The organism is Sphingomonas sp. SP3 (assembly GCF_058514305.1).
In genome coordinates this window covers 1,622,469-1,645,646 of the sequence record NZ_JBZSOE010000001.1, presented here as the reverse complement: position 1 = coordinate 1,645,646, position 23,178 = coordinate 1,622,469, and the positions used below count along the sequence as shown (strand labels likewise).

26 protein-coding genes are annotated in these 23,178 nt (G+C 63.5%); 14 read left to right on the top strand and 12 right to left on the bottom strand.

Annotation, left to right across the window (positions count from 1 at the left end; all coding sequences use genetic code 11):
* Positions 1-21: 21 nt before the first annotated feature.
* Positions 22-1,416 carry a class II fumarate hydratase gene (gene fumC / locus AC4K8G_RS08580; RefSeq protein ID WP_491733735.1) on the top strand — a complete coding sequence of 465 codons (1,395 nt, stop codon included), beginning with the start codon at positions 22-24 and terminating at the stop codon, positions 1,414-1,416.
* Here the strand turns inward: fumC and AC4K8G_RS08575 are convergent.
* Both AC4K8G_RS08575 and AC4K8G_RS08570 read right to left on the bottom strand, forming a co-directional pair.
* The gene (locus AC4K8G_RS08575; RefSeq protein WP_491733734.1) at positions 1,413-1,922 is read right to left on the bottom strand and encodes an acyloxyacyl hydrolase; all 510 of its coding nucleotides are present in this window, start codon (positions 1,920-1,922) and stop codon (positions 1,413-1,415) included. The two genes, fumC and AC4K8G_RS08575, sit on opposite strands and share 4 nt — an antisense overlap.
* A gap of 26 nt (positions 1,923-1,948) precedes the next feature.
* Positions 1,949-2,512: a DUF2585 family protein gene (locus tag AC4K8G_RS08570; protein WP_491733733.1), complete on the bottom strand. Its 564-nt coding sequence runs from the start codon at positions 2,510-2,512 to the stop codon at positions 1,949-1,951.
* 64 nt (positions 2,513-2,576) lie between these two features.
* On the opposite strand from AC4K8G_RS08570, the gene corA reads away from it, so the two are divergent.
* The 4 genes from corA (at position 2,577) to AC4K8G_RS08550 (ending at position 7,232) form a co-directional block, all read left to right on the top strand.
* Complete coding sequence (corA, locus tag AC4K8G_RS08565; RefSeq protein WP_491733732.1) at positions 2,577-3,554, top strand: magnesium/cobalt transporter CorA; 978 nt, start codon at positions 2,577-2,579, stop codon at positions 3,552-3,554.
* 98 nt (positions 3,555-3,652) lie between these two features.
* Positions 3,653-6,334 carry an aconitate hydratase AcnA gene (gene acnA / locus AC4K8G_RS08560; RefSeq protein WP_491733731.1) on the top strand — a complete coding sequence of 894 codons (2,682 nt, stop codon included), beginning with the start codon at positions 3,653-3,655 and terminating at the stop codon, positions 6,332-6,334.
* Entirely contained in the window at positions 6,331-6,594 is a 264-nt protein-coding gene (locus tag AC4K8G_RS08555; RefSeq protein WP_491733730.1) for a CBU_0592 family membrane protein, read from the top strand. Before acnA ends, AC4K8G_RS08555 begins: the two co-directional genes overlap by 4 nt.
* On the top strand, positions 6,558-7,232 hold the full coding sequence (locus AC4K8G_RS08550) for a cyclase family protein (protein ID WP_491733729.1): 675 nt from the start codon (positions 6,558-6,560) through the stop codon (positions 7,230-7,232). The genes AC4K8G_RS08555 and AC4K8G_RS08550 overlap by 37 nt, the downstream gene beginning before the upstream one ends.
* On the opposite strand, the gene ygfZ is transcribed toward AC4K8G_RS08550, so the two are convergent.
* A complete protein-coding gene (gene ygfZ / locus AC4K8G_RS08545; RefSeq protein WP_491733728.1) occupies positions 7,214-7,918 on the bottom strand; it encodes a CAF17-like 4Fe-4S cluster assembly/insertion protein YgfZ in 705 nt (234 codons plus the stop codon). The genes AC4K8G_RS08550 and ygfZ overlap by 19 nt on opposite strands.
* A 22-nt stretch (positions 7,919-7,940) precedes the next feature.
* Between ygfZ and pyrC the strand changes: the two genes are divergently transcribed.
* A complete protein-coding gene (gene pyrC / locus AC4K8G_RS08540; protein WP_491733727.1) occupies positions 7,941-8,963 on the top strand; it encodes a dihydroorotase in 1,023 nt (340 codons plus the stop codon).
* Here pyrC and AC4K8G_RS08535 read toward each other — a convergent pair.
* From AC4K8G_RS08535 to AC4K8G_RS08520, 4 genes are all read right to left on the bottom strand, one after another.
* A complete protein-coding gene (locus AC4K8G_RS08535) occupies positions 8,960-9,712 on the bottom strand; it encodes a Crp/Fnr family transcriptional regulator (protein WP_491733726.1) in 753 nt (250 codons plus the stop codon). The genes pyrC and AC4K8G_RS08535 overlap by 4 nt on opposite strands.
* Before the next feature lie 85 nt (positions 9,713-9,797).
* A complete protein-coding gene (locus AC4K8G_RS08530) occupies positions 9,798-10,727 on the bottom strand; it encodes a Gfo/Idh/MocA family protein (RefSeq protein WP_491733725.1) in 930 nt (309 codons plus the stop codon).
* Positions 10,724-11,353, bottom strand: a complete 630-nt coding sequence (locus AC4K8G_RS08525; protein ID WP_491733724.1) for a 2-dehydro-3-deoxy-6-phosphogalactonate aldolase — start codon at positions 11,351-11,353, stop codon at positions 10,724-10,726. Before AC4K8G_RS08525 ends, AC4K8G_RS08530 begins: the two co-directional genes overlap by 4 nt.
* The gene (locus AC4K8G_RS08520) at positions 11,350-12,246 is read right to left on the bottom strand and encodes a 2-dehydro-3-deoxygalactonokinase (protein WP_491733723.1); all 897 of its coding nucleotides are present in this window, start codon (positions 12,244-12,246) and stop codon (positions 11,350-11,352) included. The genes AC4K8G_RS08525 and AC4K8G_RS08520 overlap by 4 nt, the downstream gene beginning before the upstream one ends.
* A gap of 62 nt (positions 12,247-12,308) precedes the next feature.
* Here AC4K8G_RS08520 and AC4K8G_RS08515 point away from each other — a divergent pair, with 62 nt between their 5' ends.
* From AC4K8G_RS08515 to dgoD, 3 genes are read left to right on the top strand one after another with little or no spacing between them, the layout of a single operon-like run.
* A complete protein-coding gene (locus tag AC4K8G_RS08515) occupies positions 12,309-13,181 on the top strand; it encodes an SMP-30/gluconolactonase/LRE family protein (protein ID WP_491733722.1) in 873 nt (290 codons plus the stop codon).
* Positions 13,182-13,223: 42 nt separating this feature from the next.
* Positions 13,224-14,555 (top strand): family 1 glycosylhydrolase, encoded by a 1,332-nt coding sequence (locus AC4K8G_RS08510; RefSeq protein WP_491733721.1) that lies wholly within the window; start codon positions 13,224-13,226, stop codon positions 14,553-14,555.
* Positions 14,552-15,703, top strand: a complete 1,152-nt coding sequence (gene dgoD, locus AC4K8G_RS08505) for a galactonate dehydratase (protein WP_491733720.1) — start codon at positions 14,552-14,554, stop codon at positions 15,701-15,703. The genes AC4K8G_RS08510 and dgoD overlap by 4 nt, the downstream gene beginning before the upstream one ends.
* A 1-nt stretch (position 15,704) precedes the next feature.
* Here the strand turns inward: dgoD and AC4K8G_RS08500 are convergent, their stop codons facing one another.
* Genes AC4K8G_RS08500 through hppD form a run of 4 tightly spaced genes read right to left on the bottom strand, consistent with a single transcriptional unit; the run spans position 15,705 to position 18,815 of the window.
* Positions 15,705-16,016: a DUF1272 domain-containing protein gene (locus tag AC4K8G_RS08500; RefSeq protein WP_491733719.1), complete on the bottom strand. Its 312-nt coding sequence runs from the start codon at positions 16,014-16,016 to the stop codon at positions 15,705-15,707.
* Between the two features lie 12 nt (positions 16,017-16,028).
* Positions 16,029-16,493 (bottom strand): 1,2-phenylacetyl-CoA epoxidase subunit PaaD, encoded by a 465-nt coding sequence (paaD, locus tag AC4K8G_RS08495; RefSeq protein WP_491733718.1) that lies wholly within the window; start codon positions 16,491-16,493, stop codon positions 16,029-16,031.
* A 9-nt stretch (positions 16,494-16,502) separates the two neighbouring features.
* Positions 16,503-17,705: a 3-oxoadipyl-CoA thiolase gene (pcaF, locus tag AC4K8G_RS08490; RefSeq protein WP_491733717.1), complete on the bottom strand. Its 1,203-nt coding sequence runs from the start codon at positions 17,703-17,705 to the stop codon at positions 16,503-16,505.
* Positions 17,706-17,711: 6 nt separating this feature from the next.
* On the bottom strand, positions 17,712-18,815 hold the full coding sequence (gene hppD, locus AC4K8G_RS08485) for a 4-hydroxyphenylpyruvate dioxygenase (RefSeq protein ID WP_491733716.1): 1,104 nt from the start codon (positions 18,813-18,815) through the stop codon (positions 17,712-17,714).
* Positions 18,816-18,873: 58 nt separating this feature from the next.
* Between hppD and AC4K8G_RS08480 the strand changes: the two genes are divergently transcribed.
* The 4 genes from AC4K8G_RS08480 to AC4K8G_RS08465 all read left to right on the top strand — a co-directional run bounded on the left by AC4K8G_RS08480 (position 18,874) and on the right by AC4K8G_RS08465 (position 20,860).
* Positions 18,874-19,125, top strand: coding sequence for a 4a-hydroxytetrahydrobiopterin dehydratase (locus AC4K8G_RS08480; protein ID WP_491733715.1), 252 nt, complete (start codon positions 18,874-18,876; stop codon positions 19,123-19,125).
* Between the two features lie 92 nt (positions 19,126-19,217).
* The gene (locus tag AC4K8G_RS08475) at positions 19,218-19,376 is read left to right on the top strand and encodes a Flp family type IVb pilin (protein WP_491733714.1); all 159 of its coding nucleotides are present in this window, start codon (positions 19,218-19,220) and stop codon (positions 19,374-19,376) included.
* Between the two features lie 193 nt (positions 19,377-19,569).
* On the top strand, positions 19,570-20,340 hold the full coding sequence (locus AC4K8G_RS08470; RefSeq protein ID WP_491733713.1) for a phenylalanine 4-monooxygenase: 771 nt from the start codon (positions 19,570-19,572) through the stop codon (positions 20,338-20,340).
* Between the two features lie 7 nt (positions 20,341-20,347).
* On the top strand, positions 20,348-20,860 hold the full coding sequence (locus AC4K8G_RS08465; RefSeq protein WP_491733712.1) for a flavin reductase family protein: 513 nt from the start codon (positions 20,348-20,350) through the stop codon (positions 20,858-20,860).
* On the opposite strand, the gene AC4K8G_RS08460 is transcribed toward AC4K8G_RS08465, so the two are convergent.
* Positions 20,857-21,813 (bottom strand): DUF808 domain-containing protein, encoded by a 957-nt coding sequence (locus AC4K8G_RS08460; RefSeq protein ID WP_491733711.1) that lies wholly within the window; start codon positions 21,811-21,813, stop codon positions 20,857-20,859. The genes AC4K8G_RS08465 and AC4K8G_RS08460 overlap by 4 nt on opposite strands.
* Before the next feature lie 65 nt (positions 21,814-21,878).
* Between AC4K8G_RS08460 and serS the strand changes: the two genes are divergently transcribed.
* Positions 21,879-23,171, top strand: a complete 1,293-nt coding sequence (gene serS, locus AC4K8G_RS08455) for a serine--tRNA ligase (RefSeq protein WP_491733710.1) — start codon at positions 21,879-21,881, stop codon at positions 23,169-23,171.
* Positions 23,172-23,178 lie beyond the last annotated feature (7 nt).

Below are 23,178 nucleotides of genomic sequence, written 5' to 3'. Positions count from 1 at the left end.
CACCTGATGTGAAGAGGACTCATGCCCACCAACAGCCGCACCGAGACTGACAGCTTCGGCCCAATCGAAGTCCCCGCTGATGCTTACTGGGGGGCGCAGACCGAGCGCTCGATCGAGAATTTCCCGTTCGGCCCGCGCGAGCAGATGCCGCTGGAGATCGTCCACGCACTAGGCTTCATCAAGCAGGCCGCGGCGCGGGTGAATGCGCGCATCGCGGGCCTCGACCCCAAGCTGGCCGAAGTCATCCAGCAGGCCGCGGGCGAGGTAGCCCGAGGGGACCTCGACAGCCAGTTCCCGTTGGTCGTCTGGCAGACGGGCTCGGGTACCCAATCGAACATGAATGCGAACGAGGTCATTGCCGGGCGCGCGAACGAGATCCTAACCGGCAAGCGGGGCGGCAAGGAGCCAGTCCACCCCAACGATCACGTCAACAAGGGGCAGTCCTCGAACGACAGCTTCCCGACCGCGATGCATGTCGCGGCGGCGCGTTCGGTCCACATGCGCCTGCTCCCGGCTTTGAAGCTGATCCACGCGCGCGTTGCCGATCAGGCCAAGCGCTGGGATTCGATCGTCAAGATCGGCCGCACTCACTTGCAGGATGCGACCCCCCTGACTCTCGGCCAGGAGTTCTCGGGCTACGCCGCGCAAATTCAGGCGTGCATTGAGCGGGTCGAGGGCGTGTTGCCGCGCGTGATGATGCTGGCCCAGGGTGGGACCGCCGTTGGGACCGGGCTCAACGCCCCCAAGGGCTTTGCCGACGAGTTCGCGAAGGAAATCTCCAAGCTAACGCAGCTACCGTTCACTTCCGCCCCGAACAAGTTCGCTGAGCTTGCCGCCCACGACACAATGGTGGAGCTGCACGGCGTGCTCAATGTGATCGCGGTCGCGCTTAGCAAGATCGCCAATGACGTGCGGCTGCTCGGATCGGGCCCGCGCTGTGGTCTCGGTGAGCTCAAGCTGCCCGAGAATGAACCGGGCAGCTCGATCATGCCGGGCAAGGTCAATCCGACCCAGGCCGAAATGCTGACCATGGTTGCAGCCCAGGTGATGGGCAATCATGTCGCGGTGACGGTCGGCGGGCTGCAGGGCCATCTCGAGCTCAACGTGTTCAAGCCGCTGATCGGCGCCAACGTCATCCGCTCGATCAACCTGCTCGCGACCGGCATGGAGAGCTTTACGCTTCGGATGCTGGATGGGGCCGAGCCCGACGAGCATCGGATCGCCGAGCTGATGAACCGGTCGCTGATGCTGGTCACCGCGCTCGCGCCGGAGATCGGCTACGATAACGCCGCGGCCATCGCCAAGCATGCGCACAAGAAGAAGCTGACGTTGAAGGAAGCGGGCCTCGAACTCGGCCTGATCGACGAGGTTACCTTCGATCGCGTCGTGAAGCCCGAAAAGATGATCGGGCGCTAGAGCTTCAGGTTCAGCCGCACGCCGAGATTGTCGATCCCTGGGTTCTCATGGCTGAACAGGGTCGCGTGGCTCATGTGGACCCAGCTTGCCTCGATGCTGAGCCGGTCGTTGACCCGCGCGCCGATACCCAGCTCCGGCTCGAACAGGACGCGGCTGCCGAAGGCGATCTTATCGGTTCGATAATATTCGGCGGCTGAGCCGTTATGGATCGCAAGGCCGATCCCGGGCCGAATGTAGATTCGGTCGCCGAATTTAGCCGGAAGGCCAACGGCAGCGTAGCTGGTATTGCCTGCACTATTCAGCGCGCCGAACACGTAGGGCTGGATCGGCGTGTGACCGATGTTTCCGCCACGATAGCCGAGCTGGATGTCCATCCCGCTTTCAATGCCAGCCTTGTCGAGCGGCGTCTTCACATCATGGACGTAAAGGCCGCCGAACAACTCGCCGGCGTGGGCGGGAGCGGCGGCCATGAGCGCGGCAGCCGCGGCGATCCAATACTTCGACATCCCGGCGACAATGCTTGAGCGTGGCCTTAGTGCCGCCAGCCACCCGATTGCCAGGCCGCGACCGCCGCATTCGGCGCAAGCAGGTTCCAAATATTGAGCGCCAGGTTGTCCCTGATGACGAACAACGGGATGATTTCGAGCACGATCAGCAAGGCGATCGCAGCCCAGACGGGAAGCTTTCGGGCGACCAGGAAACCTAGGCACATCATCAATATATCGGACAGCGAGTTAATGATGCTGTCCCCGGTGTAGCCCAGCGCAGCGGTCGTCTCGCGGTAGCGGTCGATAACCATCGGGGTGTTCTCGATCACTTCCCAGCTCGCTTCGACCAGCAGGGCGACGAGGAAGCGCCATTCGGCCGGCCAGCGGCGCGCGACAGCCCACAGGATCGCGTAAAACAGCAGGCCGTGGACGATGTGGCTGAGGCTGTACCAGTCAGCCAGCATCTGGCTGGTGTGCGGGCTGTCCCGTTCGCCGACCCACAAGCCGATCGTGCCGCAGGTGCAGATCGGATTGCGGCCCATCGCCAGCAGGATCGCGGCCGCTGCGGCGAGAATGGCAAGGGCGATGAGCGCGGTTCGGCGGGTCATGAACCGAAGGCTTAGCAGGCCTTAGTCACTTGCAAAGCCGCGCCGTTCATTCGACAGAGCCGCCATGCTGCGCGCTTATGGACCCGGCTGCGACGGAAGCATCGTCGAAGCGAAACTCGACAAGATTCCGGACGGCGCGACCTGGATCGACCTCGAGGAGCCGACGGAAGCGGAGGAGGAGCTCGTCGAGCGCTGCATCACCGTTGACGTCCCGACCCAGGACGAGATGTCCGAGATCGAGCCGTCCAGCCGCCTCTACGAGCACAACGGCACGCTCTATATGACGGTCAGCGTCCTCTACGGCGTCGAAGACGGAAAGCCCTCCAGCACGCCGATCAGCTTCGTGCTGACGCCCGACCGGTTGGTCACCGTCCGCTATGCGACACCCAAACCGGTCCGCGCTTTCTACGAGCATGTTCGCCGCGACCCGGAGTTGGCGCGGGATGCTCCTACCGTGCTGGTACGACTTCTCGATGCGATCATCGATCGCCTCGCCGACGAGCTTGAGACGGTAGCCGCCGAGATTGAGCATCTCTCGTCCGAGATCTTCCAGAAGGAGCTGGAGGACCGGCGCATCCCGGCCGACAAGCTAACACGGCTGCTGACCTCCATCGGTCGCGCCCAGACTCTGGTCACCAAAATCCGGTACACCGGTGTCAGCACCTCGCGGCTGCTGAATTTCCTCGCAGGTTCCAAGCGCCTTCATCAGGCGACGCATGAGGACATGCGGAACCACGTCGCAAGCCTGACCACCGACGTCATTTCATTGAGCGAGCATGCGAGCTTCCTCAGCGACAACCTCACCTTCCTGCTCGACGCGTCGCTGGGGTTGATCAGCATCGAACAGAATGCGGCGATGAAGCTTTTTTCATGGGCGGCGATCATCTTCCTGCCGCCGACACTCATCGCAGGCATCTTCGGCATGAATTTCCATTACATGCCCGAACTCGACTGGAAGTGGGGCTATCCCGCCGCGCTTGCATTGATGTTCGTCTCCGCAGTCGGGCCTTATCTCTACTTCAAGAGGCGCGGCTGGATTTAAACCGCTGGTTTGCGGCCCGTCGGCGTGATTGCTAAGGGCGCAGCCACCCCCACATCATTGGCGCCAGCGGAGCCCGCGAACGCCCACGAAGGACAGCAATGATCCCCACCGGCCAGGATAGCCTCAATACCCGCTCGACCCTCGAAGCCGGAGGCAAGAGCTATGCTTATTACTCGCTAAGCAAAGCGGCCGAGACGCTGGGGGACGTTTCGCGGCTGCCTTTCTCAATGAAGGTGCTGCTCGAGAACCTGCTCCGATTCGAGGACGGCAAGACCGTCACGCGCGACGACCTCCAGGCCATGGTCGACTGGCAGAAGGAGCGCAAAATCTCGCGCGAGATCCAGTATCGCCCGGCGCGCGTGCTGATGCAGGACTTCACCGGCGTCCCCGCGGTCGTCGATCTCGCCGCTATGCGCGATGCGATGAAGTCGCTCGGCGGCGATGCCCAGAAGATCAATCCGCTGGTGCCCGTGCACCTGGTCATCGACCACAGCGTCATGGTGGACGAGTTCGGCAACCCGCAGGCGTTCGGCCGCAACGTTGAGCTCGAATATGCACGCAACGGCGAGCGCTACCAGTTCCTCAAGTGGGCAACCCAGGCGTTCGACAATTTCCAGGTCGTGCCGCCCGGCACCGGAATCTGTCACCAGGTGAATCTCGAGCATATCGCGCAGTGCGTGTGGACCGACCAGGACACCAATGGCGACACCCTGGCCTATCCCGACACACTGGTCGGCACCGACAGCCACACGACGATGGTCAATGGCCTGGGCGTGCTCGGCTGGGGCGTCGGCGGTATCGAGGCCGAGGCGGCGATGCTTGGCCAGCCGGTCAGCATGCTGATCCCCGAGGTCGTCGGCTTCCGCCTCGACGGCGAGATGAAGGAGGGGATCACCGCCACCGACCTGGTGCTTACGGTCACCCAGATGCTTCGGCAGAAGGGCGTCGTTGGTCGCTTCGTCGAATTCTACGGACCTGGCCTCGACAATATGACCGTCGCCGACCGCGCGACGATCGCCAACATGGCGCCCGAGTATGGCGCGACCTGCGGGTTCTTCCCGATTGACCAGCGGACGCTCGATTACCTCGAGCTCACCGGGCGCGACGCTGACCGGATCGCGCTGGTCAAGGCTTACGCCCAGGCGCAGGGTCTGTGGCGCGACGCTTCAAGCCCCGAACCGGTCTATACCGACACGCTGGAGCTCGACATGAGCAGCGTCGAGCCTTCGCTCGCCGGGCCCAAGCGCCCGCAGGATCGGGTGCTGGTCAGCGAGGTGGACGACCAGTTCAATCACGAGCTTGAGCACACCTATGCCAAGCACAATGATCCACGCGTGCCGGTTGAGGGTGAAAGCTTCGACTTCGGTAATGGCGACGTTGCAATTGCCGCGATCACGAGCTGCACCAACACGTCGAACCCGTCGGTCCTTGTCGCCGCCGGGCTGGTCGCGCGAAAGGCGCGCGCGCTTGGCCTGGAAAGCAAGCCATGGGTCAAGACCAGCCTTGCGCCCGGAAGCCAGGTCGTAACCGACTACCTCAATGAAAGCGGGCTCAGCGAAGACCTAAACGCGCTCGGGTTCGACCTCGTCGGCTACGGATGCACGACCTGCATCGGCAATTCCGGCCCGCTCGCCGAGCCGATCAGTAAAGCGATCAACGATAAAGACCTGGTCGCGGTCAGCGTGCTTTCGGGCAACCGCAATTTCGAAGGGCGCGTTTCGCCCGACTGCCGTGCCAATTACCTCGCGTCGCCGCCGCTCGTTGTGGCCTATGCACTGAAGGGTACGGTCCGGTCGGACATGATCAATGAGCCGATCGGTACGGGCAGCAGCGGCCAGCCGGTGTTCCTGAAGGACATTTGGCCGACCAACGACGAAGTTCGCGCTCTTGTCGACGCCCACGTCCATTCGGCGATGTTCACCAAGCGCTATGCCGACGTCTATCGCGGCGATGATCGCTGGCGTTCGATCCAGGTCACGGGCAGCGACACTTACGCCTGGCCCGCGGGTTCAACCTATATCCAGAACCCGCCTTACTTCACCGGCATGACCATGACCCCGACTCCACTCGCAGATATCGAGGGAGCGCGGGCGCTGGCGGTGTTCGGCGATTCGATCACCACCGACCACATTTCGCCCGCCGGCGCGATCAAGCCCGACAGCCCGGCCGGCCGCTACCTGCTCGAGCATCAGGTGACACGCGCCGAATTCAACAGCTACGGCGCTCGGCGCGGCAACCATGAAGTGATGATGCGCGGCACCTTCGCCAACATCCGCATCCGCAATCGCATGCTCGACAATGTCGAAGGCGGCTTCACCCGCTACGCGCCGACGCAAGAGACCCTGCCGATTTATGACGCGGCCATGGCCTATGAGCGTGACGGCACGCCGCTGATCATCCTCGCGGGCAAGGAATATGGCACCGGAAGCTCGCGCGACTGGGCAGCCAAGGGCACGATCCTGCTTGGCGTTCGCGCAGTCATCGCCGAAAGCTTCGAGCGCATCCACCGCTCCAACCTGGTCGGCATGGGCGTGCTCCCCCTTCAGTTCCGCGACGGCGAGAATGCGGAGAGCCTGGGCCTCACCGGTAACGAGACCTTCAGCATCCACAATGTCGCGGGCATCGAGCCGCGGCAGGATGTCGAAGTGCAGGTCAAGCGCGCCGACGGCAGCAGCATGACGATTACCGCCCGCTGCCGCATCGATACCTACAACGAGCTCGAATATTTCCGTTCGGGCGGCATCCTGCAGTACGTGCTGCGGAGGCTCGCGGTCGCGTGACACCGGTCGAGATCGCGGTCGAAGCGGCGGGCTGGACCGGCGCAGTCCTGATCCTCGGTGCTTATGTGCTGGTTACAGCCGGCAAGGTCACGGGGCAGTCGAGGCTGTTCCAGTGGATGAACGTGGTGGGGGCCGCCGGTTTCACTATAAACGGCTGGTGGCATCGCGCGCTGCCGTCTGCGGCGCTAAACGTGATTTGGATGGGGATCGGATTGGTAGCCTTATGGCGGATCTGGACAAAGCGAAAATCGTCGACCTGAGCCATGTGATTACCGAGGGCATGGTGACCTATAAGGGACTGCCCGGCCCACACATTTGCGATTTCATTTCCCGCGAGCAGTCCGCGGCCAACTACGATGGCGGCGAGACCTTCCATATCGGCAAGATCGACATGGTCGCCAACACCGGCACCTATGTCGACGTGCCCTCCCACCGCTTCGCCGACGGCAAGGATTTGAGCGAGGTCGAGGTAGAAGCGTTTGCCCACTTGCCGGCGCTTGTCGTGCGCCAGGCGTTCGAGAATGGTCTCGGCGTCGACTTGGCCGCTTTCGAGGGGCTCGACGTTCGAGGCAAGGCGGTGCTCGTCGCCACCGGCTGGGACCGGCATTGGGGGAGCGAAGCTTACTATCACGACCATAGCTTCGTCACCGTCGAGGCGGCTGAATGGCTGGTTGGCCAGGGTGCCGCGCTAGTCGGCATCGACAGCCACAACATCGACGATACGCGGGTGCGAACACGCCCGGTCCACACCGCGTTGCTTGGCGCCGGAATTCCGATCTGCGAACATATGACTGGGCTTGGCGCGCTGCCCGACGACGGCTTCCACTTCTCTGCGGCCCCGCCCAAAGTGCGCGGCATGGGGACCTTCCCGGTCCGCGCCTACGCCGTGCTGGGCTGATGGAGCGCGCTTTTGAGCCAATCGGGCATGATTGCATTGTCGGGGATCGCGTCGATGCGGGCTTGAACGACCGACCGATCGACCTCCTGATATTCGATACGTGACCGCTCTCCTCCGCCACCCACGGTTACGAACAAGCGCCGGTTGACCTTCTGCCGCCAGTTCATCCGCGCGGTATTCTCCTGCCCGACAAAGCAGCCCTTGGAAAAGCTGACGCCGTTGAGCTCGACCGCATTGCATTCGAGCCAGAGCAGATCACCAAGCTCCGCCCGCCCCTCGGTCACACCGAGATTGAGCCGGTGTTCGAGCCAGCCGCTTGCCGGATCACCTGGCGGCCCAAGCCATCGCTTTCCCAACTCCGGCAGGCGCGGATCATCGCCGCCATCCTTCGACCAGTGAACGGCTAGCGCCGGATCGCGCGCAATCGTGATCGGGCGGCGGAGACGATAGATCGACAGGCGTTTGATAAGGTCATCCGCCGCGTCAGCCTCACAGTCGAGCAGGAGGTCGTCGCCATCCGGCCAAACGATGAAATCGAACAGGCATTTGCCCTGCGGCGTCAGCAGTCCAGCCCATACCGGCAACGCACCAGTAACATCGCTCGTCACCAGTCCTTGGACGAACCCGCGCACGTCCTCGCCCGACAAACGGAGGACGGAACGGTCAGCCAGGGTGGTCGCGGACATGCCCCTTAGCTAAGGAGCCTGCGTGGCAAATCAAACGCTGACCATCCGCCGGCCCGACGATTGGCACGTGCATTTGCGCGACGGCGACATGCTCAAGACCGTCGCGCCTTATACCGCGCGGCAGTTCGCGCGTGCGATTATCATGCCCAACCTGGTCCCGCCGATCACGACCGTGGACGCGGCCGTGGCCTATCGCGATCGCATCATTGCCGCAGCAGGCGCGGGCTTCACGCCGCTGATGACGGCTTACCTGACCGACGACATCAGCCCGGATGAAATTGCGCGCGGGTTTGAGGAGGACGTCTGGATCGCAGCCAAGCTCTATCCGGCGGGCGCGACCACCAACAGCGCGTCTGGCGTCACCGACATCGGCCGGATCTACCCCGTGCTCGAGCGGATGGAGAAGATTGGCATGGTCCTCTGCCTTCATGGCGAGGTGACCGACCCGGCGGTCGACGTGTTCGACCGGGAGGCGGTGTTCATCGAACGCGTGTTGTGGCGGATCGTCACCGACTTCCCAGAGCTCAAGATCGTGCTCGAGCATGTGACCACCGCGGACGCGGTGGATTTCGTAGGGGATGCCGGCGCGACAATCGCCGCGACCGTGACCCCGCAGCATTTGATCATCAATCGTAACGCGATCTTCGCTGGCGGGCTGAGGCCCCATGCTTACTGCCTGCCCGTCGCTAAGCGTGAGCGGCACAGGCTTGCCGTGCGTAAAGCTGCGACTTCGGGCTCACCCAAATTCTTCCTGGGCACCGACAGCGCGCCCCACGGCCGAGAAGCGAAGGAATCAGGCTGCGGCTGTGCGGGCATCTTCAACGCGCCAGCCGCGCTCGAAAGCTACGCCGCGGTATTCGATGAGGAGGGAGCCCTCGACAATTTCGAGGCGTTTGCCAGCGAACATGGCCCCCGCTTCTACGGGCTACCGCTGAACGAGGGCACGATCACTCTTCAGCGGCAAGAGGCCAAGGTGCCCGATGAGATTCACGGCCTCGTGCCGTTCCATGCAGGCGAGACCTTGCGCTGGAAGTTCGCCGGCTAGGCGTTACCGCGTCCGCCGGTACCGATCACCGCGCCGAAATGCTCTTCAAGCCGCTGGTAGCATTCGCACGAGCGGCGCTTGAGGCCTGCGCGGTCGGTCACTCGAACCACGCCGCGCCCGGTCGCGATCAGTCCTTCCTGCTGCAATGACTGGATCACGGCGTTCACGGTGGTCCGCTGAACGCCGAGCAAGCCAGCAAATGCTTCCTGGGTCAGTTCGATGCGGTCGCCCGCCCGGTCCTGGGCGTGAAGCAGCCAGCGCGCGGCGCGCTCTGGGATCGAGTGGAAGGTGTTGCACGCTGCCGATTGCATGACCTGGCTCAGCAAATAATCCGAGAAGCGGCAGAACAGGTTCGATACGAACGACGACTGCTGCTTTGCCGCTTCCAGCGCGCGCATTGGCACTTTGAACGCGGGGCCGCCGATTAGCACGTGGGCGCTCGCGAAGGCTGGCGCGTGTCCGCAGCTGACAATCCCGCCGACCGCGCCCTCGCGGCCGACCGACGCGACTTCGACCGAGCGGCCGCCCATGAGCTCAACGCCCATCGAGATCATGGTTTCGCCAACCGGGAACAGGCTGGCCGCAACCTGGTCACCGCGGTTCAGGACGGTGTCGCCAGCGGTGAGCTCGACGATCTCGCCGAAGGGTTCGATCAGGCCCCGCGCTTCGGCGTCAAAGGTGGATAGAAGCCGATTGCCGGCAAATGCCTCGTCGGCGCGATTCAGTTCGTCGATGATGGTCTCTGCCACGTTGATTGTCCCAAAGTAGCCGTTGTTCGTTACGCACACGCCTCGGCCGCCTGCGAGACAATGCGCGACGGTCCAACTTGCTCCATCACATGGCGACGGGATCGACCGTGGTCCGGGTTCCGTTGAGCAGGCAATCGGCGACCAGGCGCAAGGGCGCGACGTCGACCAAGCTCGCGCGCTGGTCGATCAGGTCGACGAAGGTTCGGTAAATGTCGGGATATTCGCCGGGCCCGTCGTCAGCCGTCAGTTGGTCGCCAAGCAGGAGCTTCGCGCCCCCCTCTTCAAGCCGCAGGCTCACGCCATCCGCGGTCGCGACCGTAATGGTCCATTCTTCTCCCTCGGTCCGGCGCCAGTCGAGGCTGGCGCTCAGCGGCCCGTCGGCCTCGGGACTCGAGAAGGTCACATCGGCGGCGATCGGGGTCTGCGCATTGGCGGGAAAGGCAAGGCAGGCAGACTTCACGAACAAGGAGCCGGGGAAAATCCTGGTCGCGATCGAGAAGGCGTTGATGCCTGGGTCGAACACGCCATAGCCGCCCGCATCCCAGATCCACTGTTGGCCTGGGTGCCATTTGTGGACGTCCTCGTGCCAGTGGATCGCGAGCGAAGTTATGCGCTTGCCCGCGAGCGCCTGCGCCGCTGCGTCGACGGTCGAATGGTGCTGGGCGTGCCACGTGGTGAAGAGGCTGACTTGCCGCGCGTCGGCCAGGCACGCGAGGTCGGCGATCTCGGCCAGCCCGGCCGTCGGGGGCTTTTCAAGCAGGCAGTGGAGCCCCCGCTCGACGCATTCGCGGGCGATTTCGTAGCGGGGCCCCGGGGGCGTGGTGATCGCGACGGCTTCGAGGCCCTCAACCGAGCGGATCAGCTCGCGCCAGTCGGTGAAGGGCTGCGCGACCCCCTGTCCGGAGCGGCTTGACGTCGCGATGAGCTCGAACCGCGGATTGCCTGCAATCGACGGCACGTGCTGATCCTCTGCGATTTTGCCGTACCCGATGATGGCGATCCTGATCGGCTTCATTGCTTGAGCCCGGCCACATAGGCGCGCGCCTTCTTGGCGGTCTCTTCGGCGGATTGACCCGGTTTGTAGAGCCCGGAGCCGAGGCCGAAGCCTGACACGCCGGCATCCTTCCACGGTCGCATGTTGTCAGGGCTGACACCTCCGACGACGAAAATCGGCACTTCGCGCGGGATCACGGCGAGCTGGGCTTTGAGCATCGCGGGGCTGGCACCCTCCGCGGGGAACAACTTTAGCGCGGTGGCGCCGGCGTGAATCGCAGCGAATGCCTCTGATGGCGTGAAGAAGCCGGGCATCGAAACGAGACCTTCGGACGCCGTTGCGGCGATCACGTCGGTATTGGTGTTGGGCGACACTATCAGCCGTCCACCCGCCGCTCGGACGTTCGCGACATCGCCCACCTTCAGTACCGTGCCGCCGCCGACGAGCGCGCGGTTCCCGAATTTCGCCGCAAGGACTTCGATGCTCTTCAGCGGGTCGGGCGAATTCAGGGGCACCTCGATGATCCGAATGCCGGCGTCGAACACGGCGTGGCCGATTGCTTCGGCGTCGCCGGGCGTTACGCCGCGAATGATCGCCACCAACGGGCATTCGTCGAGGTACCGGCGAAGCTGGTCGAGCGCGTTCAATTGCCTATCCTTTCGGCGATTTGTTTGATGCCGGCGAGAAAACAGTGCTCGCCGTCCAGCTCGCGCGCCGATCCGCCCGCCTGCGCGATTGCGGCTGCATAGAGCGCGGTGAGCTCCGGTCGACCCATGACGATGACCTCTCCCTGATGGTCGCCGAGCCCGATCTTCACGTCTGAGCCGATCAGCAAGCCGCTCGCGTAGGATGCGCAGGCGTCCGGGTCGGCCTTATCGAGCAGCCAGCGCGCGCGGATCGCGAACAGTTCGGACGGCAAGTCGCATTGCTGAAACCCATGCTCAACGCCGCGCCGAAACGCGTCGTCCGGCGCGACCTCGCCCTGCAGCAGGTCCCCGATGATGCTGTGCTTCTTCATGAGGTTGAACAGCTCGCCGGTCATGACGGTGCGGAAGCGGGCGACCCGCCCGCCTTCTACGACAACCCATTTGTTGTGCGTGCCCGGGTGGCAGACGAGGGCGTCTGGCGGCACCGTCCCGTCAGCGATCGCGCCCAACAGCTGGACCTCCTCGCCCCGCATGACGTCGGCCCGCTCTGCCTCGCGAAAGGAGAGACCGGGAATAATCGCCTCGCGATCACCCGCCCACACCACGTTGCAGGCAAGGTCGTCGATGCCGCTCGGGCAGGGCACGTACGGAGCGTCCATCCAGCCCCGGTTGGAGCCCGCCATGCCGGCCATGAGCAAAGGCAGATCGCCAAGACGATCCCGGATCTCCGCCGCTGCCGCAGGGAATTCGCCCTTCGGCACGGACAGCGCGCCCATACCGTCCTCGAACTCGTCGGCACAGGCGCCGGAAGAGTCGATCCGATAGGCGCGGCGGTTGGTCGTTCCCCAATCAACCGCGATATAGCCGTCCGCCCAGCGCATCCGTTCCTGCATGGCCTCTAAAACCGCGCCGGCGCAACTTCGCTCCGCGACCTGTGTTTTCTATCCGCGCTGATATGACCGACTCCTTCGTCCATTGTATTGCCGATGTGCACGCGGTCCTTGGAGAAGGGCCGGTGTGGGTGCCTCAAGAGGCAGCGCTTTACTGGGTCGACATCAAGGGGCGGAAGATCTTCCGGCTCGGCGAAGACGGCGAGCTCAGCCAGTGGCCGACGCCCTTCCGCGTGGGATCGATCGCGCCGCGCGCCGGCGGCGGGTTCATCGCCGGGACCGAGCAGGGCATCGCGGAGGTCGACCTTTCCAGCGGACAACTGAAGCTGCTCTTCAATCCCGAGAAGGCGCTTCCTGGCAACCGGTTCAACGACGGCAAGGTCGATCGGGCCTCCCGCTTCTGGGCGGGAACGATGGACGATAGCGAACGCGAGGCGACGGGAAGCCTGTACCGTTTTGGCGCCGGCCTCAGCGTCGATACGGTCGATTCGGGCTACAAGGTCACCAACGGGCCCGCATTCAGCCCCGACGGCCGCCGGATGTATCACAACGACAGCGCGCGGCAGCTGACCTACGTGTTCGACCTCGATGAGCAGGGTAACGCCACCAACCGCCGCGTCTTCCGCGAATTCGGCGAGGGCGAGGGCTACCCGGACGGAATGACCGTCGACGCAGAAGCTTGCCTATGGATCGCCTTTTGGGATGGATGGTGTCTCCGGCGCTTCTCCCCGGCGGGCGACATGCTCCAGAAGCTCGACATGCCGGTTTCGCGGCCGACCAGCTGCGCCTTCGGGGGGCCCGAGCTCGACCGGCTCTACGTGACATCAGCAAGCATCGGCCTCGATGAAACTGCGGTAAGAATGCAACCAAATGCCGGGGGGTTGTTTATGGTCACACCGGGGGTGCGTGGGGTAGCCGATGTCCCCTTTGCGGGCTGACAAGTGACGAACGACTACGGAGGCTGAGTCATCGCCAACTTCATGTTCGCGACCGGGATCGAAAACAGCATCCCGACCATCGACCATGGCAAGACCCGCATCGACGAGATGGAGGTCTGCGGCCACTATGATCGCTGGCGCGAGGATTTCGACTGCGTCCAGGAAATCGGGATCAATTTCCTTCGCTACGGGCCTCCGATCCACAAGACCTATCTCGCGCCCAACCGGTTCGACTGGGAGTTTGCTGACCAGACCTTTGCGGAGCTGAAGCGGCGCGACATCACGCCGATCGTCGACCTGTGCCATTTCGGCGTGCCGGACTGGATCGGCAATTTCCAGAACCCGGACTTCCCGCGCCTGTTCGCCGATTATGCCGGCGCCTTCGCCGAGCGCTTCCCCTGGGTGCAGCTCTACACGCCGATCAACGAGATGTTCATCTGCGCGGTCTTCTCCGCAAAATATGGCTGGTGGAACGAGCAGAAGAAGGACGATCGCTCGTTCATCACGGCGCTCAAGCATATCGTCAAAGCCAACGTCATGGGGATGATCGAGATCCTCAAGCGTCGACACGACGCGATCTTCATCCAGTCGGAATCATCGGAATATTATCACGCTGACTCCCCCGGTGCGATCGGCCGCGCCGAAGTGCTCAACCAAATGCGCTTCCTCAGCCTGGACCTCAATTACGGCCGCCGGGTCGACAGCGGAATGTATCAGTTCCTGATGGACCACGGCATGAGCCGCGAGGAGTATGAGTGGTTCCTCGAGCATCGGCTCAAGCAACACTGCATCTTCGGCAACGATTATTACCAGTTGAACGAGCACCGCGTGTTCGCTGACGGCCACACTGTCGCGGCGGGGGAGACCTTCGGCTACGCCGAGATCACCCGCCAGTATTATAACCGCTACCGCCTTCCGGTGATGCACACCGAAACCAATTTGTGGGAGGGCGCGCACGGCGACGAAGCAGTCAAATGGCTGTGGAAAGAATGGGCCAACGTCCTTCGCCTGCGCAACGTCGGCATCCCGACCGTCGGTTTCACCTGGTACAGCCTGACCGACCAGGTCGACTGGGACACGGCGCTTCGCGAGCAGAACGGCAACGTCAATCCGCTTGGCCTATTCGACCTCGACCGCAAGATCCGCAACGTCGGCAGGGCGTACAAGCAGCTGATCGCCGACTGGCGCAACGTGCTCCCGGCGCAAAGCGTGTGCCTGATCGTGCCGATCAAGAAGATCGGCGATTACCGGGACAACGATGATGCGGCGGGCCGCCACATGGACGGAAGCGGCACCCAGGCCAAGGACGCCAACAACGCCAACGAAGCTGACGACGGCAGTGACGCCGGGGTGGGCAATGAGGCGCAACGGTGACCAACCGCAAGATCGGTCGGATCGAGACGTTCTTCGCGCCGCCGCGCTGGCTGTTCGTGCGGGTCGAGAGCGAGGATGGCGCCGTCGGCTGGGGCGAAGCCAGCCTCGAAGGCTGGGCGGAAGCGATAGACGGTGTTTTCGAGGCGTTCCGCGATCGTTTTATCGGCGCGGACCCCTTCAACATCGAGGACATCTGGCAGGTCGGCTACCGCGGCGGTTTCTACCGCGGCGGGCCGGTGCTGATGTCGGCGCTCGCGGGCCTCGAGCAGGCCTTATGGGACCTCAAGGGCCGCGCCCTCGGCCTTCCGGCCTGGCAGATGCTTGGCGGGAAGGTGCGGGACAAGGTCCGCTCCTACGCCTGGATCGGCGGCGACCGGCCGCACGAGATCGCCGAAGCCGCCGAGGTCCGCAAGAAACAAGGCTTCACCGCGGTCAAGATGAACGCGACTGCGGAGCTCGACTGGATCGGTACCCCCAAGATCTTCGACGAAGTGGTGAAGCGCGTCGAGGCAGCGCAGGCGCTGGGCATGGATGTCGGCCTCGACTTCCACGGCCGGGTCCATCGGCCCATGGCGAAGCAACTTGCGAAGGCGCTGGAGCCGCTCGGCCTCCTGTTCATCGAGGAGCCTCTGCTGTCCGAGAACCTCGAGGGGTTGCAGGACCTCGCCACCCTGGTCTCGACCCCTATCGCGCTCGGCGAGCGGCTGTTCAGCCGGTGGGATTTCAAGCCGGTGTTCGAAGCGGGCGCCGTCGACATCATTCAGCCCGACCTCAGCCACGCGGGCGGCATTCTGGAAGTCAGGAAAATCGCGGCCATGGCCGAGGCCTATGATGTCGCCGTCGCGCCGCACTGCCCGCTGGGACCGCTGGCGCTCGGCGCGTGCCTTCAGATCGCGGCTTGCACGCCCAACCACGCGATCCAGGAGATCAGCCTCGGCATTCACTACAATACCGGCGGCCACGACCTCCTGAACTTCTGTACCAACAAGGAGGCGTTGACGCCTATCGATGGCTATCTGCCGGTGCCGGAAGGGCCGGGGCTGGGCATCGATATCGACGAGGCCGCGGTGCGCGAGGCGGACAAGGATCGCCACCGCTGGCGCAACCCGATTTTCAGGACAAAAGACGGCAGTTTTGCCGAGTGGTGAGCTAGCGCTGCTCCGGCGGGATTTCGCGGAGCTGCGCCGCGAACGCCGCGACTTCTTCTTTCGAGTAACTGAGGTGCACGCGCTCGGTTGAGGCCGGCCGCGACGCGAGGCCCAGTCCGGCACGGCGATCCTCTGCCGGCCGGATCGGCCGCGGCGCAAAGCCGCCGCCACAATTGGGGCAGACGTTGCTCAAGTGATTTTCAACGCAGCCCGCGCAGAACGTGCACTCATAAGTGCAGATCATCGCTTCCTTGCTGTCGGGCGGGAGATCCTTGTCGCAATATTCGCAATTGGGTCGGAGCGAGAGTGCCATGGGCCTTCGTTATCAGTGGCACTTGAAGCGTTCAAACGGCTCCAGGCACGCATTGCACCGCCACTGGGCCTTGCAGGGCGTCGCGCCGAAGCGGCTAACCTCGACCGTGTCCGCCGAGCCGCATTGCGGGCATTCGGCGGTCGTTGACGGGGTCGGCGGGGCGATTCCATAGGCTTTGAGTCGCTCATGCCCGCGCTCGGTGATCCAATCGGTCGTCCAGGGCGGAAACAGGACACGCTCGATATGCACTTCCTCTAGACCTGCGCGGTCGAGCGCTTCGCGGATCGCCATTTCGATCGCCACGGTTGCCGGACAGCCGGTGTAGGTCGGACTCACCCGAACCCGTGGCGGGTCGGGCACAAACCCGCGCACGATGCCGAGGTCGGTGATCGTCAGGACGGGGATTTCCGGGTCGGGAACGTCGGCAATGGCGGCCATTACTGCCGCCTCGTCGATCTTGCTCGTCACCCCGGCCATCGGGAGAGATTACACCCGTTCGAGCGCCAGCGCGATTCCCTGGCCGACGCCGATGCACATGGTCGCCAGCGCTAGCTTGCCGCCGGTCCGCTGAAGCTCCTCGGTAGCGGTGAGCGCGAGCCGCGCGCCGGACATGCCGAGCGGATGGCCGAGCGCGATTGCGCCGCCATTAGGGTTCACGCGCGGATCGTCGTCGGCAATTCCCAGCTGCCGCAGGACGGCGAGGCCCTGCGCCGCGAACGCTTCGTTCAGTTCGATCACGTCGAAATCGGCGAGCTTCAGCCCGAGGCGCTTCATCAACTTTTCGCTCGCGGGCGCAGGCCCGATGCCCATGATGCGGGGCGGGACGCCCGCGACCGCCGCGCCGAGGACGCGCGCCTTCGGGGTGAGGCCGTTGCGCTTCGCCGCCTCTTCCGAAGTGATGACGATCGCCGCGGCGCCGTCATTGACCCCCGACGCATTACCCGCGGTTACCGTGCCATCGGCGCGAACGATTGGCTTCAGCTTGCCCAAGGCCTCCGGGGTGGTCGCACGCGGATGCTCGTCCTTGTCGACGATGAGGGCCTCGCCTTTGCGCTGCGGTATCTCCACCGCGACGATCTCGGCGGCGAGGCGGCCATTGGCCTGCGCAGCCGCCGCCTTTTCCTGGCTGCGCAGGGCGAAGGCGTCCTGATCCTCTCGTGAGACCTGGAACTCCTGCGCGACATTCTCGCCGGTGCTGGGCATCGTGTCGTCGCCATAGGCCGCCTTCATCTTCGGGTTGACGAAGCGCCAGCCGATGGTCGTGTCGTACATCTCAGCATTGCGGTCGAACGCGGAGGTGGCCTTGGCCATGACAAAAGGCGCGCGACTCATGCTCTCCGAACCGCCGGCGATGATCAGCTCATCCTCGCCGCCGCGGATCGCCCGCGCCGCCATGGCGACAGCGTCGAGGCCCGAGCCGCAGAGCCGGTTCAGTGTCACGCCGCCCGAGCTATCGGGGAGCCCGGCGAGCAGGCCGGCCATGCGCGCAAGGTTGCGGTTGTCCTCGCCCGCCTGGTTGGCGCAGCCGAGGATCACGTCGTCGAGGTCCGACCAGTCGACATTGGGGTTGCGATCGATCAGCGCCTTGATCGGGATCGCGGCGAGATCGTCCGCCCGGACTGAGCTCAGTGCGCCGGCATAGCGTCCGATTGGCGTTCGGACGTAATCGCAAATGAAAGCATCGGGCATGCGGAGTTACAGAACCCCGCGGCGCATCTGGTCGAGCTCGATGCTCTCGAACAGCGCCTTGAAATTGCCCTCGCCGAAGCCTTCGTTGCCCTTGCGCTGGATGATCTCGAAGAAGATCGGGCCGATCACATTCTGGGTAAAGATCTGGAGAAGGAGGCCCTGCCCTTCGGTCGGCGCACCGTCCATCAGGATGCGGCGCTTCTCCAGTTCGGGGATGTTTTCCTCATGGCCTTTGATGCGCTCGGGAAGCAGCTCGTAATAAGTGTCGGGCGTATCCTGGAAGGGGATGCCCCGGGCGGCGATCACATCGACCGCCTTGTAAATGTCCGAGGTGCCGAGCGCGATGTGCTGGATGCCCTCGCCCTTATATTCGCGGAGGAACTCCTCGATCTGGCTCTTGTCGTCCTGGCTCTCATTCAAGGGGATGCGGATTTTGCCGCAAGGCGACGTCATCGCCTTGGAGAAGAGGCCGGTCTGCTTGCCCTCAATGTCGAAGTAGCGAATCTCGCGGAAGTTGAAGAGCCGCTCGTAAAAATCGGCCCAGACCGACATCCGGCCGCGATTCACATTGTGGGTCAAATGGTCGATGTAGGTAAGCTTGGAATCGGCATCCGCCATCCGCTGCTGCCAGTCGGGATGGAAGTCGAAATCGACCTCGTAAATCGAGCCGGCGACGTCAGCGCCGGGGCCATAGCGGTCGACGAAGAACAGGCGCGAGCCCCCGATTCCTTCGATGGCCGGGATGTCGAGCTCGCCATCGCCTTTGCTCACCTGGACGTTGGTCGCGCCGAGGCCGAGCGCGCGCTCATGCGCGGCTTTGGCATCCTTCACCCGGAACGCCATGGCGCAGGCGCTCGGACCATGGTCCTTGGCATATTGCTCAGCGTAAGAGCCCGGTTCGGCGTTGATGATGAAGTTGCAGTCGCCCTGCTTGTGCAGCGTGACGTTCTTCGACTTGTGCCGGGCGACCTCGGGGAAACCCATTTTCGTGAACAACGAGCGCAACAGCTCGATGTCCGGGGCGGTGTATTCGACGAACTCGAACCCGTCGGTCCCCATCGGGTTGGCGAACCCGGTTGCCGTGGTCTCGTCGAGAACTTGCGTGGCCATGCTTGACTCCTTTGCGGCCCAACTGCTCCTGCAGCGCAGCCATTTCAAGGAGCGAGCGGTGAACACGCCAGACGGATGGACGCTCGAAGACGGCGGCAAGGCGCTGACCCGCACCTTCAAGTTCGAGGATTTCAGCGAGGCTTTTGGCTTCCTCACCCGCGTCGCGCTCCACGCCGAGAAGGTCGATCATCACCCCGAATTCACCAGCGTGTGGAACCGGGTCGACTTCCGCCTGACCAGTCATGATACGGGCGGCGTCACCGACCGCGATATCGCCCTCGCGGAGGTTATCAACCGCATCGCCGGTTAACCATGATCCGCAAGGTTTCGGCAGCTTCACAGAGTGGAGAATGGCTGCGCTCGGCGACTCCAGCCGCGCAGTTGTTAACCACGGAGTTGGCCATGATCCGGTTAATGCGAATTTTCCGCTGCGAGAAAGGCGCCAACGCCATCGAATATGCGCTAGTCGCTTCGCTGATCTCCATCGCCGCCATCACTGCCTTCCAGGCGCTCGGCACCTCGATCGACACCATGTACGGCAACGTCTCGAACAAATTGTGAAATCGGGAGCGACATTGATCGTTCAGCGTTGAAGCGTCATAAGGACCTGGAAATGAACCGCCGCACGATCAGCGCCACTTATTATTATCCCGACGAGGTTGGGACCGGCTGACGCGCGCCTAAGTCAGAAGAACCAACCTCCACCCGCCCGGCCTCCGCGGCGGGTTTTTTGTTGCGCCGAGAAAGGAAGACGATGTTGCAGGAGACGATTGCCAAGGACGGCCCCAGCGAGCGTTGGGAAGATTATGTCGTCCCGCAATGCTGGGAAGCGTTCACGGCCGACGACCATGCGGTGTGGGACCTGCTGTTCGCACGCCAGGTAGAACTGCTCGGCAGCCGGGTCATCTCGCCGTTCCTCGACGGGATCGACCTTCTGCGCCTGTCGCACCCGGGCGTCCCCGACGTCGAGGGCCTGAACGCGATCCTGGAGCCGCGCACAGGATGGAAGACCGTCGCTGTTCCCGGGCTGGTTCCCGATGCCGTCTTCTTCGCGATGCTGAGTGAACGCGTGTTCCCGGTCGGGAACTTCATCCGCAAGCGCGAGCAGCTCGATTATCTCGAAGCCCCTGACTGTTTCCACGACATGTTCGGCCATATCCCGATGCTCGCGCATCACGATTATGCCGAGATGACTCGCCACGTCGGTGAGCTTGGCCTCGCGGCGATTGCTGGCGGCGATGGGCACAAGGCGGCGCGGCTATACTGGCACAGCGTCGAGTTCGGCCTCGCGCGGGAGCATGGCGAATTGAAGATCCTCGGCGCGGGGCTCGCCTCCAGCTTCGGTGAATCGCACTTCAGCTTGGAGAGCGACAAGGTTGAGCGGCTTACCTTCTCGGTCGAGCGCGCGGTCAACACCCCCTACAAGCATGACGCGTTCCAGCCGCGCTATCTCGTATCCTCGTCGCTCGAGCAAACGATCAAGGACGTGCTTGCTTTGACTCCGGAGCGCCTGCTCGCGCTATAGGCCTTCAATGGCCGACGAGCAGACGAAAGGCGAATATCGGAGCGGGCACGACCCGCGGACTCTGCGCGACGCGCTTGGCTGCTTTGCGACCGGGGTCACGGTCGTCACCTGCGTGTGCGACGGCGAACCGGCCGGAGTCACCGTCAACAGCTTCACCTCGGTGTCGCTCGATCCGCCATTGCTGCTCGTCTGCCTGCACAAGAAGGCGGCGAGCGCGACATCACTCGTCAGCGCGTCGCATTTCGCGGTCAACGTGCTGCAGACCGGCCAGCAGCCGGCCTCGATCACCTTTTCGACCCGCGTCGAGGACCGATTCGGCCAGATGCCCTGGTCATGCGGGGAGAATGGCGCGCCGATCCTCAAGGACTCGATGGGCGTGTTCGAATGCGAGAATTACGCGGTCTATGACGGCGGTGACCACCACATCCTCGTCGGGCAGGTCGTGAAGGCGAGCTTCGATGCAAGCCTCGACCCCCTGCTCTATTTTCGCGGCAGCTACCGACGGCTGCATTTCGATTAATCGACGATCAGCTCTTCCGGGTGCTTATGGAAGCGGCGGACGATGATGACGATGACGCCGCCGATGACGAGCCCGGCGACAGCACCGGCTAGCGCATGAATCAGCCAATCGACGAGGCCGGATAGGCTGCCCGATGCAGCCGCAGCGTGCTCCGCGAAGGCCTCGATCGCGTGGCTTAGCGGATCGATCAGGTGCATCTCTTCGATGCCGTGCAGCAGGATGCCCCCGCCAACCCACAGCATCGCCGCGGTGCCAATTCCCGACAGCGCGGTAAGCAGCTTCGGCACGATATGGACCAAGGCATTGCCCATCGCACGAGTGCTGGCGTTGCGCCGCTCGGCCATGTGCAGCCCGATATCGTCGAGCTTCACGATCAGCGCGACTACGCCATAGACACCCCCGGTAATCGCCAACGCCACGACCAGCAGCGCGACAGCAGTGGTGGCGAGATCGAGGTGCCCTAAGCTGGCGAGCGCGATCGCCATGATTTCGGCCGAGAGGATGAAATCCGTCCGAATCGCGCCCTTAACCTGAAGCCGTTCGAGCTCCTTCGGGTCGTCCATCGCATCGACCAGCTCGTCCTCATGCTGGTGATCGTGGCGGATTTTCTCGACGATCTTCTCGGTCGCTTCGAAGGCGAGATAGGCGCCGCCGAGCATCAGCAGTGGCGTGATCAGGAAGGGCGCGAAGGCGGTCAGCAGGAGCGCTGCCGGGAGCAGGAACAGCACCTTGTTCTTGATGCTGCCCCAGGCGATCTTGCCGATGATCGGCAGCTCCCGCTCGGGCGCCAGACCAACCACGTAGCGAGGCGTGACCGCCGTATCGTCGATGACCACGCCCGCGGCCTTCGTGCTGGCCTTTCCGGCCGCGCCTGCGACATCGTCCAGCGACGAAGCGGCGAGCTTGGCGATGGTGGCGACGTCGTCGAGGAGGGCAATCAGGCCGGATGGCATGGCCCCGGACCTAGGCGAACTTGCCCTTGCGGCGCAATTCGCGCACTTGCGCAGCCATGTTTACGATGAAATTTATACGCGAGAACGAGGCGACTGTTCGCGACGCAATCGCAAAAAAATTCGTGCCTGTAGACCTCGACGAGGTTCTGAAGCTCGATCGGTTGTCCCGAAAAGCGAAAATAGAATTAGAGGAGCTCCAAGCGGAAAAGAAAAAGCTCGCGAACAAACAAGCCGAGTATCGAAATAAGCTAAAGAATGCCGGTCCCGGCGAAGACGACTACCTCTCAAGCGAGATTAGCAGCCTAACCGAGTGGGCGAGGGATCTGAAAGACGATCTTGCTACGAAAGAACATGATGTAAGGTTCTACGAAGAGCAAATTGAAAACCTTCTGCTTAAACTTCCCGGCATCCCCTATGAAGACGCGCCGGTCGGTCCCGACGAAAGCTTCAACAAAGTCATCCGCACCGAAGGAACTCCCCCCAAGTTCGATTTCGAACCGCTCGACCATGTGGCGCTCATCGAGAAAAACGACTGGGCGGATTTAAGCCGGGTCACGCAGGTTTCGGGCAGCCGCACCTATTGCCTGAAGGGGCGCCTCGCCCTGCTCGAGACCAAGCTGATGGGCTGGGCGCTGGAGCGGATCGCGAACGCGAACTTCACGCCGATTACGGTGCCCGCGATCGCGCGCGAGCAGGCCTTCCTCAACCAGGGCCAGTTCCCCGGTCACAAGGAAGAGACCTACCAGCTGCCCAACGACGATTTGTGGCTGGCCGGGACCGCCGAGGTCGTGCTTACGTCGCTCCACGCGGGCGAGATCATCGAAGCGGACAAGCTGCCGATCCTCTATGCCGGCTTCTCGCCCTGCTTCCGCCGCGAGGCCGGGAGCGCGGGCAAGGACGTGCGCGGGCTGCTCCGCGTCCACCAATTCGTGAAGGTCGAGCAATATGTCGTGTGCGAGGCCGACGACGGCCAGTCGGCCGAATGGCACGCGACCCTGCTACGCCTGGCCGAAGAGCTGCTCCAGGCGATGGAGATCCCCTACCAGGTGATCGAAACGTCGACCGGCGACATGGGCCTCGGCAAATATCGCATGAACGACATTGAAAGCTGGGTCCCGAGCCTCAACAAGTATCGCGAGACGCACAGCTGCTCGACCCTGCACGACTGGCAGGCACGGCGCGCCAACATTCGTTACCGCGGCAGCGACGGGAAGGTGCGGTTCGCGCACACGCTCAACAACACCGCCCTCGCTTCTCCCCGCATCCTCGTGCCGCTGCTCGAGAACCATCAGACGGCGGACGGGCGGGTGAGGCTGCCCAAGGCGCTTCAGGAACTGATGGGAAGCGAATATCTCTAAGCCACGG

Coding starts and splice junctions, on each gene's coding strand:
- fumC (WP_491733735.1), top strand. CDS start 22: ATGCCCACCAACAGCCGCACCGAGACTGACAGCTTCGGCCCAATCGAA.
- AC4K8G_RS08575 (WP_491733734.1), bottom strand. CDS start 1,922: ATGTCGAAGTATTGGATCGCCGCGGCTGCCGCGCTCATGGCCGCCGCT.
- AC4K8G_RS08570 (WP_491733733.1), bottom strand. CDS start 2,512: ATGACCCGCCGAACCGCGCTCATCGCCCTTGCCATTCTCGCCGCAGCG.
- corA (WP_491733732.1), top strand. CDS start 2,577: ATGCTGCGCGCTTATGGACCCGGCTGCGACGGAAGCATCGTCGAAGCG.
- acnA (WP_491733731.1), top strand. CDS start 3,653: ATGATCCCCACCGGCCAGGATAGCCTCAATACCCGCTCGACCCTCGAA.
- AC4K8G_RS08550 (WP_491733729.1), top strand. CDS start 6,558: ATGGCGGATCTGGACAAAGCGAAAATCGTCGACCTGAGCCATGTGATT.
- ygfZ (WP_491733728.1), bottom strand. CDS start 7,918: ATGTCCGCGACCACCCTGGCTGACCGTTCCGTCCTCCGTTTGTCGGGC.
- AC4K8G_RS08530 (WP_491733725.1), bottom strand. CDS start 10,727: ATGAAGCCGATCAGGATCGCCATCATCGGGTACGGCAAAATCGCAGAG.
- AC4K8G_RS08520 (WP_491733723.1), bottom strand. CDS start 12,246: ATGCAGGAACGGATGCGCTGGGCGGACGGCTATATCGCGGTTGATTGG.
- AC4K8G_RS08515 (WP_491733722.1), top strand. CDS start 12,309: ATGACCGACTCCTTCGTCCATTGTATTGCCGATGTGCACGCGGTCCTT.
- AC4K8G_RS08510 (WP_491733721.1), top strand. CDS start 13,224: ATGTTCGCGACCGGGATCGAAAACAGCATCCCGACCATCGACCATGGC.
- AC4K8G_RS08500 (WP_491733719.1), bottom strand. CDS start 16,016: ATGGCACTCTCGCTCCGACCCAATTGCGAATATTGCGACAAGGATCTC.
- paaD (WP_491733718.1), bottom strand. CDS start 16,493: ATGGCCGGGGTGACGAGCAAGATCGACGAGGCGGCAGTAATGGCCGCC.
- pcaF (WP_491733717.1), bottom strand. CDS start 17,705: ATGCCCGATGCTTTCATTTGCGATTACGTCCGAACGCCAATCGGACGC.
- hppD (WP_491733716.1), bottom strand. CDS start 18,815: ATGGCCACGCAAGTTCTCGACGAGACCACGGCAACCGGGTTCGCCAAC.
- AC4K8G_RS08475 (WP_491733714.1), top strand. CDS start 19,218: ATGATCCGGTTAATGCGAATTTTCCGCTGCGAGAAAGGCGCCAACGCC.
- AC4K8G_RS08470 (WP_491733713.1), top strand. CDS start 19,570: ATGTTGCAGGAGACGATTGCCAAGGACGGCCCCAGCGAGCGTTGGGAA.
- AC4K8G_RS08465 (WP_491733712.1), top strand. CDS start 20,348: ATGGCCGACGAGCAGACGAAAGGCGAATATCGGAGCGGGCACGACCCG.
- AC4K8G_RS08460 (WP_491733711.1), bottom strand. CDS start 21,813: ATGCCATCCGGCCTGATTGCCCTCCTCGACGACGTCGCCACCATCGCC.
- serS (WP_491733710.1), top strand. CDS start 21,879: ATGAAATTTATACGCGAGAACGAGGCGACTGTTCGCGACGCAATCGCA.